This window comes from Clostridium sp. JN-9 (genome assembly GCF_004103695.1).
Lineage (GTDB): Bacteria > Bacillota > Clostridia > Clostridiales > Clostridiaceae > JN-9.
On record NZ_CP035280.1, the window covers coordinates 959707 to 976064 of the forward strand.

A 16358-nucleotide genomic window follows, 5' to 3' on the forward strand; every position below is an offset into this window, starting at 1 on the left:
ATTGTTGTACTGGAGGTATTAAATCTATGCTGGAAAAATTAAAAATCAATAGAAAACTTCTCAAAGAGCTTGATTTCAGTATAATAATTGTAGCCATATTAATTGCTTCTTTTGGAATAATGAATATATACAGCGCTACATATTTGAAATCCGGCACACATGTTGCTAAATCACAGTTTATGTGGCTTATAATAGGACTATTAATAATCTATTTTATACTTACTATAGATTATTCGATTATAGAGGGTTATGCAAATATATTTTACTGGTTTTCTGTATTCCTTCTTGTGTTAAATGACACACCTTTCTTTAAACATACCGTTAATGGTGCATCATCATGGATGAGTATAGGGGGATTTACCTTTCAGCCATCTGAACTGGCTAAGCTTGGAATTATATTAATAATTTCAAAAAAGTTAGATGAAATGGAAGGTAACATAAATACACCTAAAAACTTTTTTACACTTGTTTTATATGCTGCCATACCAATGGTATTAATAATTATCCAGCCAGATATGGGTATGACAATGGTTTGCTTTTTTATTGTGCTGGGTATGTTTTTTATGGCTGGACTGGATTTAAGAATAATTTTGGGTGGACTAGCAGGAGCTTCAGCATTAGTTGGATTGGTTATGACTACATCTATAATGCCGGCTTATTGGAAGTCCAGATTAACTTCTTTTTTGAATCCTCAGGCTGACGAACTGGGCAGTGGACTTCAGCTATCGGAATCCTTAAAGGGAATAGGCTCCGGAGGACTTTTTGGAAAGGGCTTTTTAAAGGGTACACAGGTTGCAGGTGGATTTATTCCTGAAAACCAGACTGATTTCATATTCTCTGTAGTAGGAGAAGAATGGGGTTTAATAGGCGGGCTTGCACTTCTTACTTTATATGGTATATTATTGTATAGATTTATTAAGATAGCAAAAAATTCAAAGGATATTTTTGGCAAAATGCTTTGCATAGGTATAATTTCATTATATATGTTCTCAATATTTGAAAACATAGGCATGACTATCGGGCTCACACCTATTACAGGAATAACACTGCAGCTTATGAGTTATGGCGGTAGTTCAATGATTACAAGTTTTATAGGAATTGGTTTGGTTTTAAATGTTGGTATGAGAAAGAAGAAAATTAACTTTTAGGGGGGAAGATGCCATGAAGATTGCTTTTATAGCACATGATAAAAAGAAAGATGACCTTATTGAATTTGTAAAAAGGTATAAATACGTTTTTGAAGAACATGAACTTTATGCAACAGGAACAACAGGCAGGCTTTTAACAGAGTTAGTGGGACTTAAAGTACATAGATTTTTATCAGGACCATTAGGTGGTGATCAGCAGATTGGGGCAAAGGTAGCAGAAGGCCAGATGGATTTTGTGATTTTTCTCAGAGATCCTTTAACTGCACAGCCCCATGAACCAGATGTAACTGCACTGCTTAGGATCTGTGATGTACATTGTGTGCCTCTTGCAACCAATATAGGTTCTGCAGAAGTATTTGTGCAAGCGTTAATTAATCATAATAAAAAATAAAGTAAAGATCCAGGAGTTTAAAATGCTTCTGGGTTTTTTATTTATAGCAAAGTATATAGTCATAGAATTAACCATTTTTAAATATATATATTAATAAAAGTACTATATAAGAGGTCAGGTGAGTGTATGGGAAGTTTTAATCAGCAATATGATAAGTATTATAAAAATTTAAGAAGCAGCTCAAACTTTAATAATAGACAAAGACGAAGCAATAATTTTAATACTTATAATGTGAACTATTTTGTAAAAAGAATCATTAGGGACTTAATTGGAGTATCAGTATTATTGATACTTATATTGACCTGCAAAACTATAATTACACCTGAAACCCAGACGGTATATAATTACTCGAAAAAAGTGGTAAGTACTAATTTTGATTATAAAGCTGCCGCTAATGAAATCAAAAAAATTAATTTTTCAGCAATAAGGATAAAAACCGCTGATTTTTTGGAAAAGATAAAAACCGACAGCAGTTTAGAATGAGGTAATTCATTGTTTAAAGTAAATAAGTATTTTATTTTTTATATCTTTTTGTTAGTTGTTTTAGGATATAAAGGCAGGTTTTTTTTAGCATTTACCATTGCATTGTTTCATGAAGGAGTTCATTATTTAACTGCCAAAAAACTTGGATTTAATGGGCTTCAGATTGAATTTTTTCCATTGGGTACAGCATTAAAAATGAAGGACTTAGAGGATGCATCACCCTATGAGGATCTTCTTATTTCTATTTCAGGGCCTTTATCTAATATAATAATTGGTATAATATTTATGATACTTTATTATAAATTTCATATAGAAATATTCAACACGCTGACTTATGGAAACCTGTCTATAGGAATTTTTAATCTTATTCCTGCACTTCCTTTAGATGGCGGCAGAATAATTCGAAATTTATTAAATTATAGAACCTTTTATAAGAGAGCAAACAGAATAACAGTTAATTTAAGTATAATACTAGGTATTGGAATGATGTTTTCATACCTGGTTTTATTTATTAATGGGAAGAACAGCTTTAGTATAGGTCTGGTAGCAATTTTTATAATTGAAACTGCCTTAAAGGAAAAAGAAAGGGTTGCATATATAATTATGGGTGATGTAATAAAAAAAAGATATAAATTTATAAAAAGAGGTTATATTGAAAACAGGAGTATTTCTATATACTGTAAAATGGATTTAATAAGCTTAATGAACTTTATAGATAAAAATAAGTATAATATCTTTATGATTATGGATGAAAATATGAAACTAGTAGATATCCTTTATGAAGATGATATAATAGAAGCTTTAAAGCTTTATGGAAATATAAAAATTGATGAATACCTAAAACTGGATTCTAATGGGTAATTAACAAAATATGTTTTCATTTATTTATTTTTTATGTTAGAATAATTAAATGTGATAGTACTGAGGAGGAATAAGGATGAATAAAATATCTGATGATATATTATATAAAGTTGAAAAACCTGCAAGATATATAGGGGGAGAATTTAACTCCTGTATAAAAGATAAAAATAAAGTAGATATAAGATATGCATTTTGTTTTCCTGATGTTTATGAAGTGGGCATGTCTCATCTTGGAACAAGAATATTGTATTATACATTAAATGAAAGAAAAGACACCTATTGCGAAAGGGCATTTGCTCCCTGGCCTGATATGGAAAACCTAATGAGAGAAAATAATATTCCCTTATACGCATTAGAAACTAAGGATTCATTAAGAGAATTTGACTTTCTGGGATTCACGCTTCAATATGAAATGAGTTATACTAATATATTGAATATGCTTGATATGGCTGGAATTCCCGTAAGAGCATCTGAAAGAGGAGAAGACTATCCAATAGTTGTCTGCGGAGGACCATGCGCATATAATCCTGAACCATTATATGATATTGCAGATTACTTTGTAATTGGCGAAGGAGAAGAAATATTAGATGAACTTTTGGATTTATATAAAGAATATAAGGGAAAAGGGAAAAAACAATATTTGAGAAGAATTGCTTCCATAAAGGGGGTATATGTTCCTTCTCTTTATGAAACAACTTATAATGAGGATGGTACCATAAAGGAATTTAAGCCATTATTTGAAGATGTACCTGAAAAGGTTCAAAAAAGGATTATAAGAAACTTAAATAATGCACCTTATCCTGATAAGTTCATAGTGCCCTATACAGAGATAGTACATGACAGAGTGGTTCTGGAAACCTTCAGGGGATGCACAAGGGGATGCAGATTCTGCCAGGCTGGCATGATATATAGACCTGTAAGAGAAAAAACTACAGAAAAACTAGTGCAGCAGACAGAAAATTTAATTAGAAATACAGGCTATGATGAGGTTTCTTTAACATCACTCAGCATTTGTGATTATTCAGATATTCAAAATCTTATAAATACGCTTATTGAAAAATACAAGGATGAAAAGGTAGGAATTTCATTACCATCTCTTAGAGTAGATTCATTTTCTGTGGATTTAATAAAGGAAATCCAAAAGGTTAGGAAAACAGGATTAACCTTTGCACCAGAGGCTGGTACTCAAAGAATGAGAGATGTAATTAATAAGGGAGTAACTGAGCAGAATCTTATGGATTCATCCAGAAGTGCTTTTGAAGCAGGCTGGTCTACAATAAAATTATATTTTATGCTGGGACTGCCATACGAAACTATGGAAGATGTTAAGGGTATAGCTGATTTAGCTGAAAAGGTCGTTAAGCAATACTATTCTGTACCAAAAGATAAAAGACAAAAGAGATTAACTGTAACTGTAAGTACAGCATTATTTGTTCCAAAACCATTTACACCTTTTCAATGGGTACCACAGGACACCATGGAAAATATGAAAGAAAAAATAAATACATTGAGAAGGGAAATAAAGAGCAGACAGATTACTTATAACTGGCATGAATCTATTGTGAGCTATCTTGAAGCCATATTTGCAAGAGGAGACAGAAAGCTTTGTGATGTGCTTATAAAAGCTTTTGAAAATGGAGCAAAATTTGATGGATGGTCAGAGTATTTTAACTATGATATATGGAAAGATGCATTTAAGCAGTGTGGAATAGATGGCGATTTCTATGCATTAAGAGAAAGAAGCTATGATGAGAAACTGCCTTGGGATTTTATAGATACAGGGGTTACAAAGAGCTTTTTAATTAAGGAAAATGAAAAAGCCAAGAGTTCACAGGTTACACCTGACTGCAGACTTGGGTGCAGAAACTGTGGAATTAATGTTAACCTTGAAGGGAAGTGCTTCTAAAATGCGTTATGTTATTAAATTCAGCAAAGAAAGCGAAATTAAATTTATTTCACATTTAGATTTAATGAGGACAGTACAGAAAATTATTAAAAGGTCAGCACTGCCTATTGAATACTCAAAGGGATTTAATCCCCATATGAGCCTGTCATTTGCCCAGCCATTGGCTGTAGGTGTATACTCATTTGGAGAGTACATGGATATTAATTTAAATGAGGAATTAGATGAGCAGTACATCATTAATGCATTAAACTGCAATGCTCCAGCTGGTATTAAATTTCATAAAGCAGTTAAGCTTGTGCAGAATGGTGGAAAGAAAGTTTCTAAGTCCATGGCAGGAGTTGAGGGAGCTTCCTATAAAATAGAAATAAGATATAAAGATATAACTGAACTTGAAAATCAGATGAAGATGCTTGTGAAGCGGAACAATTGGGTTACTATAAAAAAGAGTAAAAGCAGCGAAAATGAAGTAGATATAAAGCCTATGTTTAAAGAATTAAAGTATTCCATTTCTGACAATAAGCTAATAGTTAAGGCATTAGTAAGCTGTGGAAGCCGTGAAAATCTTTCTCCTGAGCTCATAGCTTCATTTATAAAGGATAATACCACAGGGGCTGATTTTGATGCATTTGTTGATATAGTAAGGGAAGAGACTTATGGTAAGCTTGAAGGGAAGTATATTCCTTTACATGAATATTTAAAATCATTTAGCAGTTAAAAGTTAAAGGTTAAGTGTTAAAAGGTGGTGAAAAGATGAAAGAAATTTTCATTGAAAGAACTTCAGAAATATTAAGAATTGCAGTTAAAGAAAATAATGTATTAATGGAATGTCTTATGGAAGAAGTAAATGATAAACCTTTTCCAGGACAAATTTATAAGGGAATAGTAAAAAATATAGTTCCTGCAATAAAATGTGCTTTTATTGACATTGGATATAAGAAAAATGCTTATATGTATATGGATACGAAAATGAAAAACCAAGCATTAAAAAAGGGTCAGGAAGTGCTTGTACAGGTTATCAAAGAAGATATGGAGAATAAAGGGCCCAAGGTAACTAACTGGGTAACACTTCCCGGAAGAAATATAGTACTTGATTTATTGAATAAAGGATTAAGCTTTTCCAGAAAAATATCAAATGAAGAGTTTAAAAGATATATAAGAGCAAATCTTATAATAGACCCTGAAATAGCTGTTAAAATAAGGACTTCTGCAGAAAATACAGATATTAGTCTCATTAAAAGGGAATATAATGAATTGTATAAGCAATACATTAATATTAATAAAAAATTTATGTATTCATCTAATGTAGGTGTGGTTTTTAACGATGGAGGCATTATTGGCAGGATCCTCAGGGATAAAGCTGATGAAAGCACCAGTAAAATCTACATAAACAGTTTGGATGATTATGAAAGTGTAAAAAGTTTTGTTAATAATGTTACAGGATTGAACATTGAGGTCATACACTATGATGGGGAGAGAACTCTATTCCATAATTTTGGTATAGAAAAGGAAATATTAAATTTACGAAATGACAGGGTATATTTAAATTGCGGAGGATACATTGTAATAAATAAAACTGAGGCATTGTATGCAATTGATGTTAACTCAGGGAAAAATATTAAAGGAAGCAATATACAAAAGACAGCATTGGTAACAAATCTGCAGGCGGCTAAAGAAATTGCAAGACAGGTGAGACTTAGAAATTTAAGCGGTATTATAATTGTAGATTTTATTGATATGACAATGGAAGAACACAAGGCACAAGTTATGAACGAATTAAAAAACGGGTTTAGCAGTGATAAAAATAAGACAAGAATATATAATTTTACTGAATTGAATCTGGTTCAGATTACAAGAAAAATGATTGGAAAATCAATAAGTGAATATATTGAGGAGAACTGCAGCTGCTGCAGCGGAAAAGGGAAAAAACTTAAGTTTTCATATTTATGTCTTCTGATTAAAAATGAAGTATTGAGTATAAGCAATAAATATCAAATTAAGGATATACTTATAGAAGTAGATGAAAAATATAAAAAGGAATTACAGGATGATATACCAGAGTTTATTAAGAATATACATGCACTTGATAAAACTATATATGTTAATTTTATAAGAAGTCCTGAAAACTTTAAAGTTGAACCTTTGTTATTTGCAAAGCAGATTGAAGATGCCAGTATGTTGAAAATATACGGATAAACATATGAAAACAATAGGCAAACTTATTTGTTTATATTTCTTTACAAATAGTTTTCATTGTGTTAAAATGTCATTTGTAGACCGCGCAGAAAAGGTGAATAATCATGGCTGTTTATTTAGCTGTGAACCTTAATTGGCGAGACTGGTTTGAGGAGGTGTTTTTATGTACGCAGTTGTAGTTACTGGAGGAAAGCAATACAGAGTTTCAGAAGGAGACGTTATATACGTTGAAAAATTAAACGCTGAAGTTGATTCAACAGTAGAAATGGATAATGTTCTTATATTAAGCAAAGACAACGGTGAAGTTGTTGTTGGTAAGCCTGTAGTAGAAGGAGCTAAAGTTGTAGCTAAAGTTGCAGCTCAGGGAAAAGCTAAAAAAGTACTTGTTTTCAAGTATAAGAGAAAATTAGACTACAGAAAGAAACAAGGACATAGACAGCCATACACAAAATTAGTTATCGAAAAAATTAATGCATAATTATGATTAATGTAAAAGTGCTAAAAAAAGATAATAACATTGTATTTATTGAAACAAAAGGTCATGCTGAATATGATGAATACGGGAAGGATATTGTTTGCAGTGCTGTGTCAGCTTTATGTACAGCTACACTAAATGGTATTATAGAAGTGTTACATATAGAGCCTGGGTATTCTATTCAGGAAGATGGTTTTTTAAGTATTAATCTTGAAAAACTTACTTTAGATGAAATCACAGCGTGCCAGGTATTAATGAAAACTTTGTTATTAGGCTTGCAGAATATTGAAATAAGTTATAGTGAATATATAAACATTAAGGTAGAGGAGGTGCAGTAGAATGATACTAATAAACCTTCAGTTATTTGCTCATAAAAAAGGAGTAGGTAGCTCAAGAAACGGCAGAGACAGTGAATCAAAAAGATTAGGAGCTAAAAGCGCTGATGGACAATTTGTTTTAGCAGGTAATATACTTGTTAGACAAAGAGGAACAAAAATCCATCCAGGTGAAAATGTTGGAATAGGCTCAGACGATACTCTTTATGCAAAGATAGACGGCACAGTTAAATATGAAAGAGTAGGAAAAGATAAGAAAAAAGCTAGCGTTTATCCTTTAAATGTAGAAGAAGTTGCAGCTGAATAAGTTTAGAGTTGGCACCCTGAAAAATGGGTGCCTTTTTAAAATAAAAAAACAAATGTAATCTATAAAAAAGAGGTGGAAAAGATGTTTATTGATACAGCTAAGATATTTGTTAAATCTGGTGACGGCGGTAATGGTGCAATATCCTTCAGAAGAGAAAAGTACATTGCTTTTGGCGGACCAGATGGCGGTGACGGAGGAAAAGGCGCTAGTGTAATACTAGCTGCAGATCCTAATATAACAACTTTACTGGATTTTACATATAAGAGAAAGTATGTTGCAGAAAAAGGTGTAGATGGTTCCGGATCTAAATGTTATGGCAGAAATGGAGAAGACTTAATAATTAAAGTACCTATGGGAACTATAATTAAAGATGCTGACAGCGGAAAAATAATGGCGGATTTATCTCATGCAGATGATAGATATATTGTAGCTAATGGCGGAAAAGGCGGAAAGGGTAATGTAAAATTTACAACACCTACAAGACAGGCACCTGATTTTGCAGAACCAGGAATGCCTGGCGAAGAAAGATGGATCAAGCTGGAATTAAAGATACTGGCGGATGTAGGACTTTTAGGATTTCCTAATGTAGGCAAATCTACAATACTTTCTGTTGTATCAAAAGCCAGACCTAAAATAGCAAATTATCATTTTACAACATTAAAGCCTAATCTTGGCGTTGTAGCACTGCCGGGAATTCAAAGCTTTGTTATGGCTGATATACCAGGAATAATAGAAGGTGCATCAAAGGGAGTAGGATTAGGATTAGATTTCTTAAGACATATTGAAAGAACAAGGCTTTTGATACATGTTGTGGATATCAGCAAAAGTGAAGGCAGAGATCCTTATGAAGATTTTATAAAAATTAATGCAGAACTCAAAAACTATAGTGTAAAGCTGTGGGATAGACCTCAGATAATTGCTGCTAATAAGTGTGATATGTTATATGATGATAGTGTATTTGAGGAATTTAAGGCTAAGGTTGGAAAACTGGGCTTTAAAAAAGTATTTAAAATATCTGCAGCAACTAACCAGGGCCTGGAAGAATTAATAAAAGAAGCAGCAAGAATATTATCTACAATTCCTGTAACAGACTTAGAAATAAGTGAAGAAGATAAATTTGTTGAGGAAGATAAGAGATTTACCTATGAAATAAGAAAAGAGGGAAATGTTTTTGTTATTGAGGGAAGCTTTGTAGACAGATTATTAGCCAGCGTAAATGTAAATGATCCTGATGAATTAAGATATTTCCACAAAGTACTTACTAATAAAGGAATAATGGCTGAACTTAGAGAAATGGGTATAAAAGACGGCGACTATGTAAGACTGAATAATTTCGAATTTGAATATTTACTTTAAAATGCAAGGAGAGATATAATGATTACAAGTAAACAAAGAAGCTATTTAAGATCCATGGCCAATAATATGGAGTCAATATTTAACATTGGTAAAGCAGGTATAGAAAAAAACTTTTTAAAGCAGATTGATGAAGCATTAGAATCAAGAGAGCTAATCAAAATATCTATTTTAAATAATTGTGACTATGATGCAAGAGAGGCATCTGATGCTATATGTGAAGAATTACATTGTGAAGGCATTCAGACTATTGGAAATAAGGTAGTCCTATATAGGAAATCTACCAAAAAGCCAAAAATAGAATTACCATAACATATGATTAAAAAGGCTATTTTTGGTGGAACTTTTGATCCAATTCACAATGGGCATCTTCATGTTGCTTTTAAGGCTTTATACAATTTAAACCTGGAAGAGATAATTTTTATGCCAAGCGGGAATCCTCCTCACAAAATTGGCAGGAAAATAACAGACAGTTCCATTAGATATGAATTAATTAAAATGGCAATAAGAGAGGAAAAAAGATTTGCAATTAGTGATTACGAAATAAATAATAAACAATTAAGCTATACATATAAGACTTTGGCATATTATAAAGAAAAAGAGCCCAATACTGAATGGTACTTTTTAACCGGGTCTGACTGCTTAATGGAATTAGATACATGGAAAAGTGTAGATAAGATATTTTCTCTTTGCAAATTTGTTGTTTTTAATAGGCCGGGGTATAAAATACAAGATTTCCTGGCTCAGAAGCACAGAGTTGAAAAACAGTATAATTCTAAAGTCTTATACCTGGATATGCCTGTACTGGATATCTCTTCTACAAGTATAAAAGAAGCAATAAGAAATCATGAAAATATAAGCTATCTTATGCCGGCGGGTGTGTATAACACCATATTACAATTGGGATTGTATAATGATTAATAGCAAAGAGAAATATAATCTTTGCTATTAATTATATGCATTCGTGGATAATTATAGAAAAGTAGTGTAAAATAACATATATATTATTTTGGGATTGAGGGTAAAAATATGTGGAATGAAGACGAAATAATTAAATATTTAGAAAAAAATTTAAATAATCATAGATATATACACAGTCTGAATGTAAGTAAAACAGCCATGAAGTTAGCAGAACTTAATGGTGCTGATGTTAATAAAGCTAAAATTGCGGGTTTAATTCATGACTGTGCAAAAAAACTATCTGACCAAGAATTATTAGATATATTTAAGAGCAGTAATATAAAAGTAGATGCAGTTTCCATGAATAGTCCTCAGCTGCTTCACGGCTGGGCTGCTGCTATAATTGCAAAAGGGACTATGGGTATTGATGATTATGAAATTCTCAGTGCAGTTAAATACCATACTACTGGTAAAAAAGATATGAGTCTCCTTGAAAAAATTATATACATTGCTGATTATATAGAACCAGGCAGAGATTTTCCAGGAGTTGATGAACTTAGAAAAATTACTTTTGAAAATTTAGATGAAGGACTCCTTATGGCTTTTAACTCAACTATAAAATATGTCATTGAAAAAAATCAGCTTATTCATTTAGATACAATAGAGGGAAGAAACTTTTTATTAATAAATAAAAAATAGGTGATATAATGGCAAAAAGAAAAAAGTCTATCAAGTTGAATATAATAATTTCTCTATTAATTGTTTTACTTATATGTTTTGGAGGTTTCTTTTATTATTATCTTTTAGGAATCAGTAAAAACAGCAGCAGTGCTAAAACCAGCCCTGTAGAAAAAGGAGCTCCTGTGAATATTTTAGTTTCAGGAGTGGATATAGGAGATCCATCCTTAAAAGGCAGTAATATACCTAAAAGAACTGATACCATAATTTTGATGAACTATAATCCTGAAAGCAAGGAGATAAATATGGTATCTATACCAAGGGATACACTTATAAGGATAAATGGCAAAAATGAAAAAATAAATGCTGCTAATGCTATAGGTGGTCAGGATATGCTGATACAGGCAGTTGAACAGCTTTTTAATATTGATATTAATTACTATGGTAAGGTTGATTATACGGGGTTTGATAAAATAATAGACACAATTGGCGGAATAGACGTAGTTATTAAGCAGAACATGAATTATGATGATGAATCCCAAAATCTGCACATACATTTTAATAAGGGTGAGAAAGTACACCTGGATGGTAAAAAAGCAGAGGAATTTTTCAGGTGGAGAAAAAATAATGATGGTACAGGACTTGCTGAGGGAGATTTAGGAAGAATTGAAAATCAGCATGAATTTATAGGAAAAGTGGTAGATAAATTTAAAAGTCCTTTAATTATTGCTAAAATGCCATCTATTTTATCTACAGTATCTAAATACAGTGAAGCAAATATGCAGCCGGAAGAAATGCTTAAGTATGCATATATAATATCAAAAACCGATAAATCAAAAATTGCAATTTCAACCATAAAAGGAGATCCTGTGTATATAAATGGCGCGTCATACTTTGCATATAATGAAAAGAGTAATGCTGAACTACTAGGCATAATACATGGCAACTATTCAAATTCAGTAAATTCATCTTCTGGTGCAAATGAATATAGAAAAGGACTTAAAATTGAAGTCTTAAATGGAACAAATAAAAATGGTTTAGCAAAGGAATATGCAGATAAATTAAAACAAAAGGGATATACAAACATAGTTACAGGTAATGGAACAAAAGCTAAAAAGTCTAAAGCTGTTTTATATGGCATTGACAAAAGTTATGAAGATACTGTAAAGGAAGATATGGGACTAAGTAATGTGGAAAATAATCAGCAGAAAAATAAAAGTTTTGATATAATAGTAACGATTGGAGAGGATTATAAATAGTAGATTAGTTATATACCTGGTGAACAGTTTTTACTGCTCACTATATTTTTATTATGATAGGGGATTTTTTAATGAAGGAAAATAAATTAAACTTTATTGTAGATAAACAGATAAAGGATATGAAAATAAAAGAGTATTTAAAGTTTAATAGGAAACTTTCGGGAAGAATGATAAGGCTGGCTGCAAGGGAGGGAAGAATATCAGTTAACAATAAAAAAGTTAATCTAAGTTATGTGTTAAATTCTGGAGATTCAATTGAAATATTAATAAGCAGGGATGAAAGCCAGAATATTGAACCTGAAGATATTGATTTAGATGTGGTTTATGAAGATGAAGACATAATAGTATTAAATAAACAGCCTGGAATAGTAGTTCATCCAACTAAAAGTCATCCAACAGGAACCATATCAAATGGATTAGCAAACTATTATAAGGAAAAGGGAGAAAATTGTATAGTCAGATTAGTAAGCAGACTGGATAGGGACACATCAGGATTACTGCTTCTGGCTAAAAATCAATTTGCACATATGTCACTAGCCAGAGATATGAATTTAGACAGCTTTCAAAAGGAATACACAGCTGTGGTTCATGGAAATTTATTAAAAAGGGCTGGCACTGTTAATGAGCCAATATACAGGCCTTTGCATGACAGTATAAAGAGAATTGTAGATGAAAGAGGACAAGAAAGCATAACTCATTATGAAGTATTAAACAGTTATAAAAATGGTGATGTTGTACGATTAAAACTTGAAACTGGCAGAACTCATCAGATAAGAGTACATTTAACATACTTAGGTCATCCCATATTTGGAGATTCACTGTATTGTAATTATAATGATGATAATTATATATTAAGGCAGGCTCTGCATGCAAATAAACTCACTTTCCCACATCCAAGAACAGGGAAATTAATGAAAATTGAGGTAGATTTGCCCCAGGATATGAAAAACTTAATTGAATTATTAAAAGAAGATAAATCAATAAATACAAAATAGCTTATACAGTATGAGAAATGCTGCATATACACTTTGTATACTGCATAAGCTTATTTATATTGCTTTTCCCTTCTGTATTTTATATAGGCAAAACTTACAATGCCTGCAACTAAAAGTAAAGAAGCAGCTATATAAAAATTATTATTATTTTTATTTGAAACCACATTTTCAATAGATGTGGTTAAATTGTGGTCAATAGAACTGGTTAAAGGATAACTTTGAGAGTTTTTGGAAGAACCTACGATTATCTTGCCAACAATATCTCCCTTGTGGACTTTCTTTAAAGCTAAATCACTTTCAGTACTTATATCAATACTTGGTTTTACTGTGCTGTCCTTTTCATTTATATAATATATATCATCATTAGCAAGCAGAGGAATATCTATGCCGCTCTTTTTATAATCTGAAATTATATCACCTTTATTGTAAAGCTTTACTAAATCAAAATTATTAAAACCATAATTTAATAATGCAGGTGCATCAGCAAAAAATGTTTTATTTTTGTCATGTACTAAAGCAACAATTAATCTGTGGCCATTTCTTGTAGCACTGGCAACATAAGAATGATCAGACTGAGTAGTATATCCTGTTTTACCGCCTTCACATCCTTCATAATAATATTTTGATCCCTTTTGAATTAATTTATTTTCATTCCATAAGGGCCTTTCTAAAGCACTTTTATTTGTTGGAGCAATTTTATAGCTTTGTGTGGTTGCTATCTTTTCATATTCACTATTTATAACAAGCCGTCTCATAATAAGAGCTAAATCTTTAGCAGAAGTTTTATGCTTTGGATCAAATAAACCACTGGGATTAACAAAGTTGGTATCTTCACATCCAAGTTCTAGTGCCCTTGCATTCATCTTCTCTGCAAATTTATCAAGGGAACCGCTTATATACTCAGCAAGTGCTTCAGCACAATCATTTGCTGAAACTAAAATAAGACCATATAATAAATCTCTAACTTTTATTTTTTCGCCTTCAAACAGGTATATTTTACTGCCCTCAGCAAGTGGAGGATTTTTACCTACAGTAACTACATCATCTAAATTACAATTTTCTAAAGTTAATAAGGCTGTCATAATCTTTGTAGTAGAAGCAGGTGGATATGCTGTATCCATATTCTTTCCATAAAGAACCTGACCAGTAGTAGCGTCCATTAATACTGCACTATCAGCTGATACTGCTGGAGGATTATCCTTTGCATATACCAAGCCATTAAAGCTTGAAAAAATTAATAAACAAATTGATAGTACAACTACGAATTTTCTCATTATTACCTCCTATTATTCCGCTAAATTTAATTATATCAAAAAAAATATATATTAGCGACATTATTTTATAAAAATATGTCAATAATTTATAAATAAGTATTCATTTATGTTATTTGGAGGGCTTAATGAAAGGAAATAAAAAGATAATTGGTTCCGCTGCATTAATAATCATAATTTTAATATTCTTCACGGCTGGGTATTTTATAAATAAAACGCCAAAAAATTATAATGATAAAGATATATTTGTGGAGGAAGATAAAGGAGAAAAGACTGGAGATAAATATATAACGGTTTATATAAATGGAGAAGTAAAAAACCCGGGGGTTTATAATCTGAAATCAGACAGCAGAGTTAATGACTTAATAAAAGCAAGCGGGGGTTTAGGTGACAAGGCTGATAAATCAAGATTAAATTTAGCCAGGAAACTTAAGGATGAAGATTACATTTTTGTTGATTCAATAATGGAAAATGGAGCTGTAAATGGCACATCAGGCGGTGTGAATAATGCGAAGCCAGGTGGAAAAGTAAATATAAATAAAGCTTCAAAGGATGAATTAAAAACAATACCAGGTATTGGAGATGTTACTGCACAGAAAATAATAGATTATAGAGAATCAAATAATGGCTTTTCACGGATTGAAGACATTAAAAAGATTGACAGAATAGGTGAAAAAACATTTGAAAAAATAAAGGATAAAATAGACGTAAACTAATAAATTAGTATATAATGTCTTTGTAATGTTTATACCATAAGAAAAAGGAGGGTTCGCCATGAATAATAGATTAACAGAATTTTCAAAGACATCAGGCTGAGCTGCTAAAATAGGGCCGGAGACCCTTTCTAAAATATTAAATAAACTGCCTAAAATGTATGATCCTAATTTACTGGTTGGCATAGAAACATCTGACGATGCTGCAGTGTATAAAATAGATGAGGACAAAGCATTAATACAGACTTTGGACTTTTTTACACCTGTAGTAGATGATCCATATACTTTTGGTCAGATTGCTGCTGCCAACTCTTTAAGTGATATATATGCCATGGGCGGGAAACCAATGGTTGCATTGAACATAGTATGTTTTCCTAACTGTCTGCCTATTGAAGTCTTAGGGGATATTTTAAAAGGAGGAGCCGATAAAGTTCTGGAAGCAGGAGCTGTAGTTATAGGGGGACATTCTGTATCTGATGATGAACCTAAATATGGACTTTCTGTGTCTGGAATTGTGAATCCAAAAAAAATACTAAAAAATCATGGATGTAATGATGGAGATGTACTGATTTTAACTAAACCCTTAGGCACAGGAATTATAAATACAGCAATAAAAGGCCAGTTAGCTTCAAAAGAAGCCTATATTAAAGCTGTTACAATTATGACTACATTGAATAAATATGCCGGTGAAATAATAACAAACTACAATATAAGCGCATGTACTGACATAACTGGGTTTGGCATAATGGGACATGCTTACGAAATGGCATCAGCTTCAAATAAAACAATAAAATTATTTAAGGACAAAATACCTTTTATTAATGAAGCAAAGGAATATGCTGAAATGGGACTGGTGCCTGCAGGATCATATAGAAACAGAAGCTATCTGGAAGGAAAATATGAATTTAGGGATGTTCCAGAATGGTTCCAGGATATCTTATTTGATCCACAGACTTCTGGAGGACTTCTTTTCTCATGCAGCTTTGAGGAATCAGTGGATATTATGAAGGATTTATCTAAGCTGAATTTACAATCTGCTGTAGTAGGCGAAATAATAAGAAAAGGAGAAAAATATATTATAGTTGAGTGA

General features: G+C 31.7%; 19 protein-coding genes. 18 read left to right on the plus strand and 1 reads right to left on the minus strand.

What is annotated here, in order from left to right:
• Nucleotides 1-26: 26 nt before the first annotated feature.
• The 16 genes from rodA (at nucleotide 27) to EQM05_RS04675 (ending at nucleotide 13284) form a co-directional block, all read left to right on the plus strand.
• Nucleotides 27-1148 (plus strand): rod shape-determining protein RodA, encoded by a 1122-nt coding sequence (gene rodA / locus EQM05_RS04600; protein ID WP_128748952.1) that lies wholly within the window; start codon nucleotides 27-29, stop codon nucleotides 1146-1148.
• A 13-nt stretch (nucleotides 1149-1161) separates the two neighbouring features.
• Entirely contained in the window at nucleotides 1162-1539 is a 378-nt protein-coding gene (gene mgsA, locus EQM05_RS04605; protein ID WP_128748953.1) for a methylglyoxal synthase, read from the plus strand.
• Nucleotides 1540-1665: 126 nt separating this feature from the next.
• A complete protein-coding gene (locus EQM05_RS04610; RefSeq protein WP_128748954.1) occupies nucleotides 1666-2022 on the plus strand; it encodes a hypothetical protein in 357 nt (118 codons plus the stop codon).
• 9 nt (nucleotides 2023-2031) lie between these two features.
• The gene (locus tag EQM05_RS04615) at nucleotides 2032-2883 is read left to right on the plus strand and encodes a M50 family metallopeptidase (RefSeq protein WP_128748955.1); all 852 of its coding nucleotides are present in this window, start codon (nucleotides 2032-2034) and stop codon (nucleotides 2881-2883) included.
• A 76-nt stretch (nucleotides 2884-2959) separates the two neighbouring features.
• On the plus strand, nucleotides 2960-4789 hold the full coding sequence (locus EQM05_RS04620; RefSeq protein ID WP_128748956.1) for a TIGR03960 family B12-binding radical SAM protein: 1830 nt from the start codon (nucleotides 2960-2962) through the stop codon (nucleotides 4787-4789).
• Nucleotide 4790: 1 nt separating this feature from the next.
• The gene (locus EQM05_RS04625) at nucleotides 4791-5504 is read left to right on the plus strand and encodes a TIGR03936 family radical SAM-associated protein (RefSeq protein WP_128751030.1); all 714 of its coding nucleotides are present in this window, start codon (nucleotides 4791-4793) and stop codon (nucleotides 5502-5504) included.
• 35 nt (nucleotides 5505-5539) lie between these two features.
• Complete coding sequence (locus EQM05_RS04630; RefSeq protein ID WP_128748957.1) at nucleotides 5540-6982, plus strand: ribonuclease E/G; 1443 nt, start codon at nucleotides 5540-5542, stop codon at nucleotides 6980-6982.
• 163 nt (nucleotides 6983-7145) lie between these two features.
• Nucleotides 7146-7460 (plus strand): 50S ribosomal protein L21, encoded by a 315-nt coding sequence (gene rplU, locus EQM05_RS04635; RefSeq protein WP_128748958.1) that lies wholly within the window; start codon nucleotides 7146-7148, stop codon nucleotides 7458-7460.
• Between the two features lie 2 nt (nucleotides 7461-7462).
• Entirely contained in the window at nucleotides 7463-7795 is a 333-nt protein-coding gene (locus EQM05_RS04640; protein WP_128748959.1) for a ribosomal-processing cysteine protease Prp, read from the plus strand.
• Nucleotide 7796: 1 nt separating this feature from the next.
• Nucleotides 7797-8099 carry a 50S ribosomal protein L27 gene (gene rpmA, locus EQM05_RS04645; RefSeq protein ID WP_128748960.1) on the plus strand — a complete coding sequence of 101 codons (303 nt, stop codon included), beginning with the start codon at nucleotides 7797-7799 and terminating at the stop codon, nucleotides 8097-8099.
• A gap of 81 nt (nucleotides 8100-8180) precedes the next feature.
• Nucleotides 8181-9455 (plus strand): GTPase ObgE, encoded by a 1275-nt coding sequence (gene obgE / locus EQM05_RS04650; RefSeq protein ID WP_128748961.1) that lies wholly within the window; start codon nucleotides 8181-8183, stop codon nucleotides 9453-9455.
• A gap of 18 nt (nucleotides 9456-9473) precedes the next feature.
• Complete coding sequence (gene yhbY, locus EQM05_RS04655) at nucleotides 9474-9764, plus strand: ribosome assembly RNA-binding protein YhbY (RefSeq protein ID WP_128748962.1); 291 nt, start codon at nucleotides 9474-9476, stop codon at nucleotides 9762-9764.
• 3 nt (nucleotides 9765-9767) lie between these two features.
• Nucleotides 9768-10373, plus strand: coding sequence for a nicotinate-nucleotide adenylyltransferase (gene nadD / locus EQM05_RS04660; protein WP_128748963.1), 606 nt, complete (start codon nucleotides 9768-9770; stop codon nucleotides 10371-10373).
• A gap of 108 nt (nucleotides 10374-10481) precedes the next feature.
• Nucleotides 10482-11051: a bis(5'-nucleosyl)-tetraphosphatase (symmetrical) YqeK gene (gene yqeK / locus EQM05_RS04665; protein WP_128748964.1), complete on the plus strand. Its 570-nt coding sequence runs from the start codon at nucleotides 10482-10484 to the stop codon at nucleotides 11049-11051.
• 8 nt (nucleotides 11052-11059) lie between these two features.
• Nucleotides 11060-12289, plus strand: coding sequence for an LCP family protein (locus EQM05_RS04670; protein WP_128748965.1), 1230 nt, complete (start codon nucleotides 11060-11062; stop codon nucleotides 12287-12289).
• Nucleotides 12290-12360: 71 nt separating this feature from the next.
• Nucleotides 12361-13284, plus strand: coding sequence for an RluA family pseudouridine synthase (locus tag EQM05_RS04675; RefSeq protein WP_128748966.1), 924 nt, complete (start codon nucleotides 12361-12363; stop codon nucleotides 13282-13284).
• A gap of 50 nt (nucleotides 13285-13334) precedes the next feature.
• Here EQM05_RS04675 and EQM05_RS04680 read toward each other — a convergent pair whose 3' ends face one another.
• On the minus strand, nucleotides 13335-14558 hold the full coding sequence (locus tag EQM05_RS04680) for a D-alanyl-D-alanine carboxypeptidase family protein (protein WP_128748967.1): 1224 nt from the start codon (nucleotides 14556-14558) through the stop codon (nucleotides 13335-13337).
• 125 nt (nucleotides 14559-14683) lie between these two features.
• Between EQM05_RS04680 and EQM05_RS04685 the strand changes: the two genes are divergently transcribed.
• Entirely contained in the window at nucleotides 14684-15271 is a 588-nt protein-coding gene (locus EQM05_RS04685) for a helix-hairpin-helix domain-containing protein (protein WP_128748968.1), read from the plus strand.
• A 58-nt stretch (nucleotides 15272-15329) separates the two neighbouring features.
• Nucleotides 15330-16358 carry a selenide, water dikinase SelD gene (gene selD / locus EQM05_RS04690; protein ID WP_128748969.1) on the plus strand — a complete coding sequence of 343 codons (1029 nt, stop codon included), beginning with the start codon at nucleotides 15330-15332 and terminating at the stop codon, nucleotides 16356-16358.

Bases quoted from the DNA above. Each gene is read 5' to 3' on its own strand.
- rodA (WP_128748952.1), top strand. From the start codon at position 27: ATGCTGGAAAAATTAAAAATCAATAGAAAACTTCTCAAAGAGCTTGAT.
- mgsA (WP_128748953.1), top strand. From the start codon at position 1,162: ATGAAGATTGCTTTTATAGCACATGATAAAAAGAAAGATGACCTTATT.
- EQM05_RS04610 (WP_128748954.1), top strand. From the start codon at position 1,666: ATGGGAAGTTTTAATCAGCAATATGATAAGTATTATAAAAATTTAAGA.
- EQM05_RS04620 (WP_128748956.1), top strand. From the start codon at position 2,960: ATGAATAAAATATCTGATGATATATTATATAAAGTTGAAAAACCTGCA.
- EQM05_RS04625 (WP_128751030.1), top strand. From the start codon at position 4,791: ATGCGTTATGTTATTAAATTCAGCAAAGAAAGCGAAATTAAATTTATT.
- EQM05_RS04630 (WP_128748957.1), top strand. From the start codon at position 5,540: ATGAAAGAAATTTTCATTGAAAGAACTTCAGAAATATTAAGAATTGCA.
- rplU (WP_128748958.1), top strand. From the start codon at position 7,146: ATGTACGCAGTTGTAGTTACTGGAGGAAAGCAATACAGAGTTTCAGAA.
- EQM05_RS04640 (WP_128748959.1), top strand. From the start codon at position 7,463: ATGATTAATGTAAAAGTGCTAAAAAAAGATAATAACATTGTATTTATT.
- rpmA (WP_128748960.1), top strand. From the start codon at position 7,797: ATGATACTAATAAACCTTCAGTTATTTGCTCATAAAAAAGGAGTAGGT.
- obgE (WP_128748961.1), top strand. From the start codon at position 8,181: ATGTTTATTGATACAGCTAAGATATTTGTTAAATCTGGTGACGGCGGT.
- yhbY (WP_128748962.1), top strand. From the start codon at position 9,474: ATGATTACAAGTAAACAAAGAAGCTATTTAAGATCCATGGCCAATAAT.
- nadD (WP_128748963.1), top strand. From the start codon at position 9,768: ATGATTAAAAAGGCTATTTTTGGTGGAACTTTTGATCCAATTCACAAT.
- yqeK (WP_128748964.1), top strand. From the start codon at position 10,482: ATGTGGAATGAAGACGAAATAATTAAATATTTAGAAAAAAATTTAAAT.
- EQM05_RS04670 (WP_128748965.1), top strand. From the start codon at position 11,060: ATGGCAAAAAGAAAAAAGTCTATCAAGTTGAATATAATAATTTCTCTA.
- EQM05_RS04675 (WP_128748966.1), top strand. From the start codon at position 12,361: ATGAAGGAAAATAAATTAAACTTTATTGTAGATAAACAGATAAAGGAT.
- EQM05_RS04680 (WP_128748967.1), bottom strand. From the start codon at position 14,558: ATGAGAAAATTCGTAGTTGTACTATCAATTTGTTTATTAATTTTTTCA.
- EQM05_RS04685 (WP_128748968.1), top strand. From the start codon at position 14,684: ATGAAAGGAAATAAAAAGATAATTGGTTCCGCTGCATTAATAATCATA.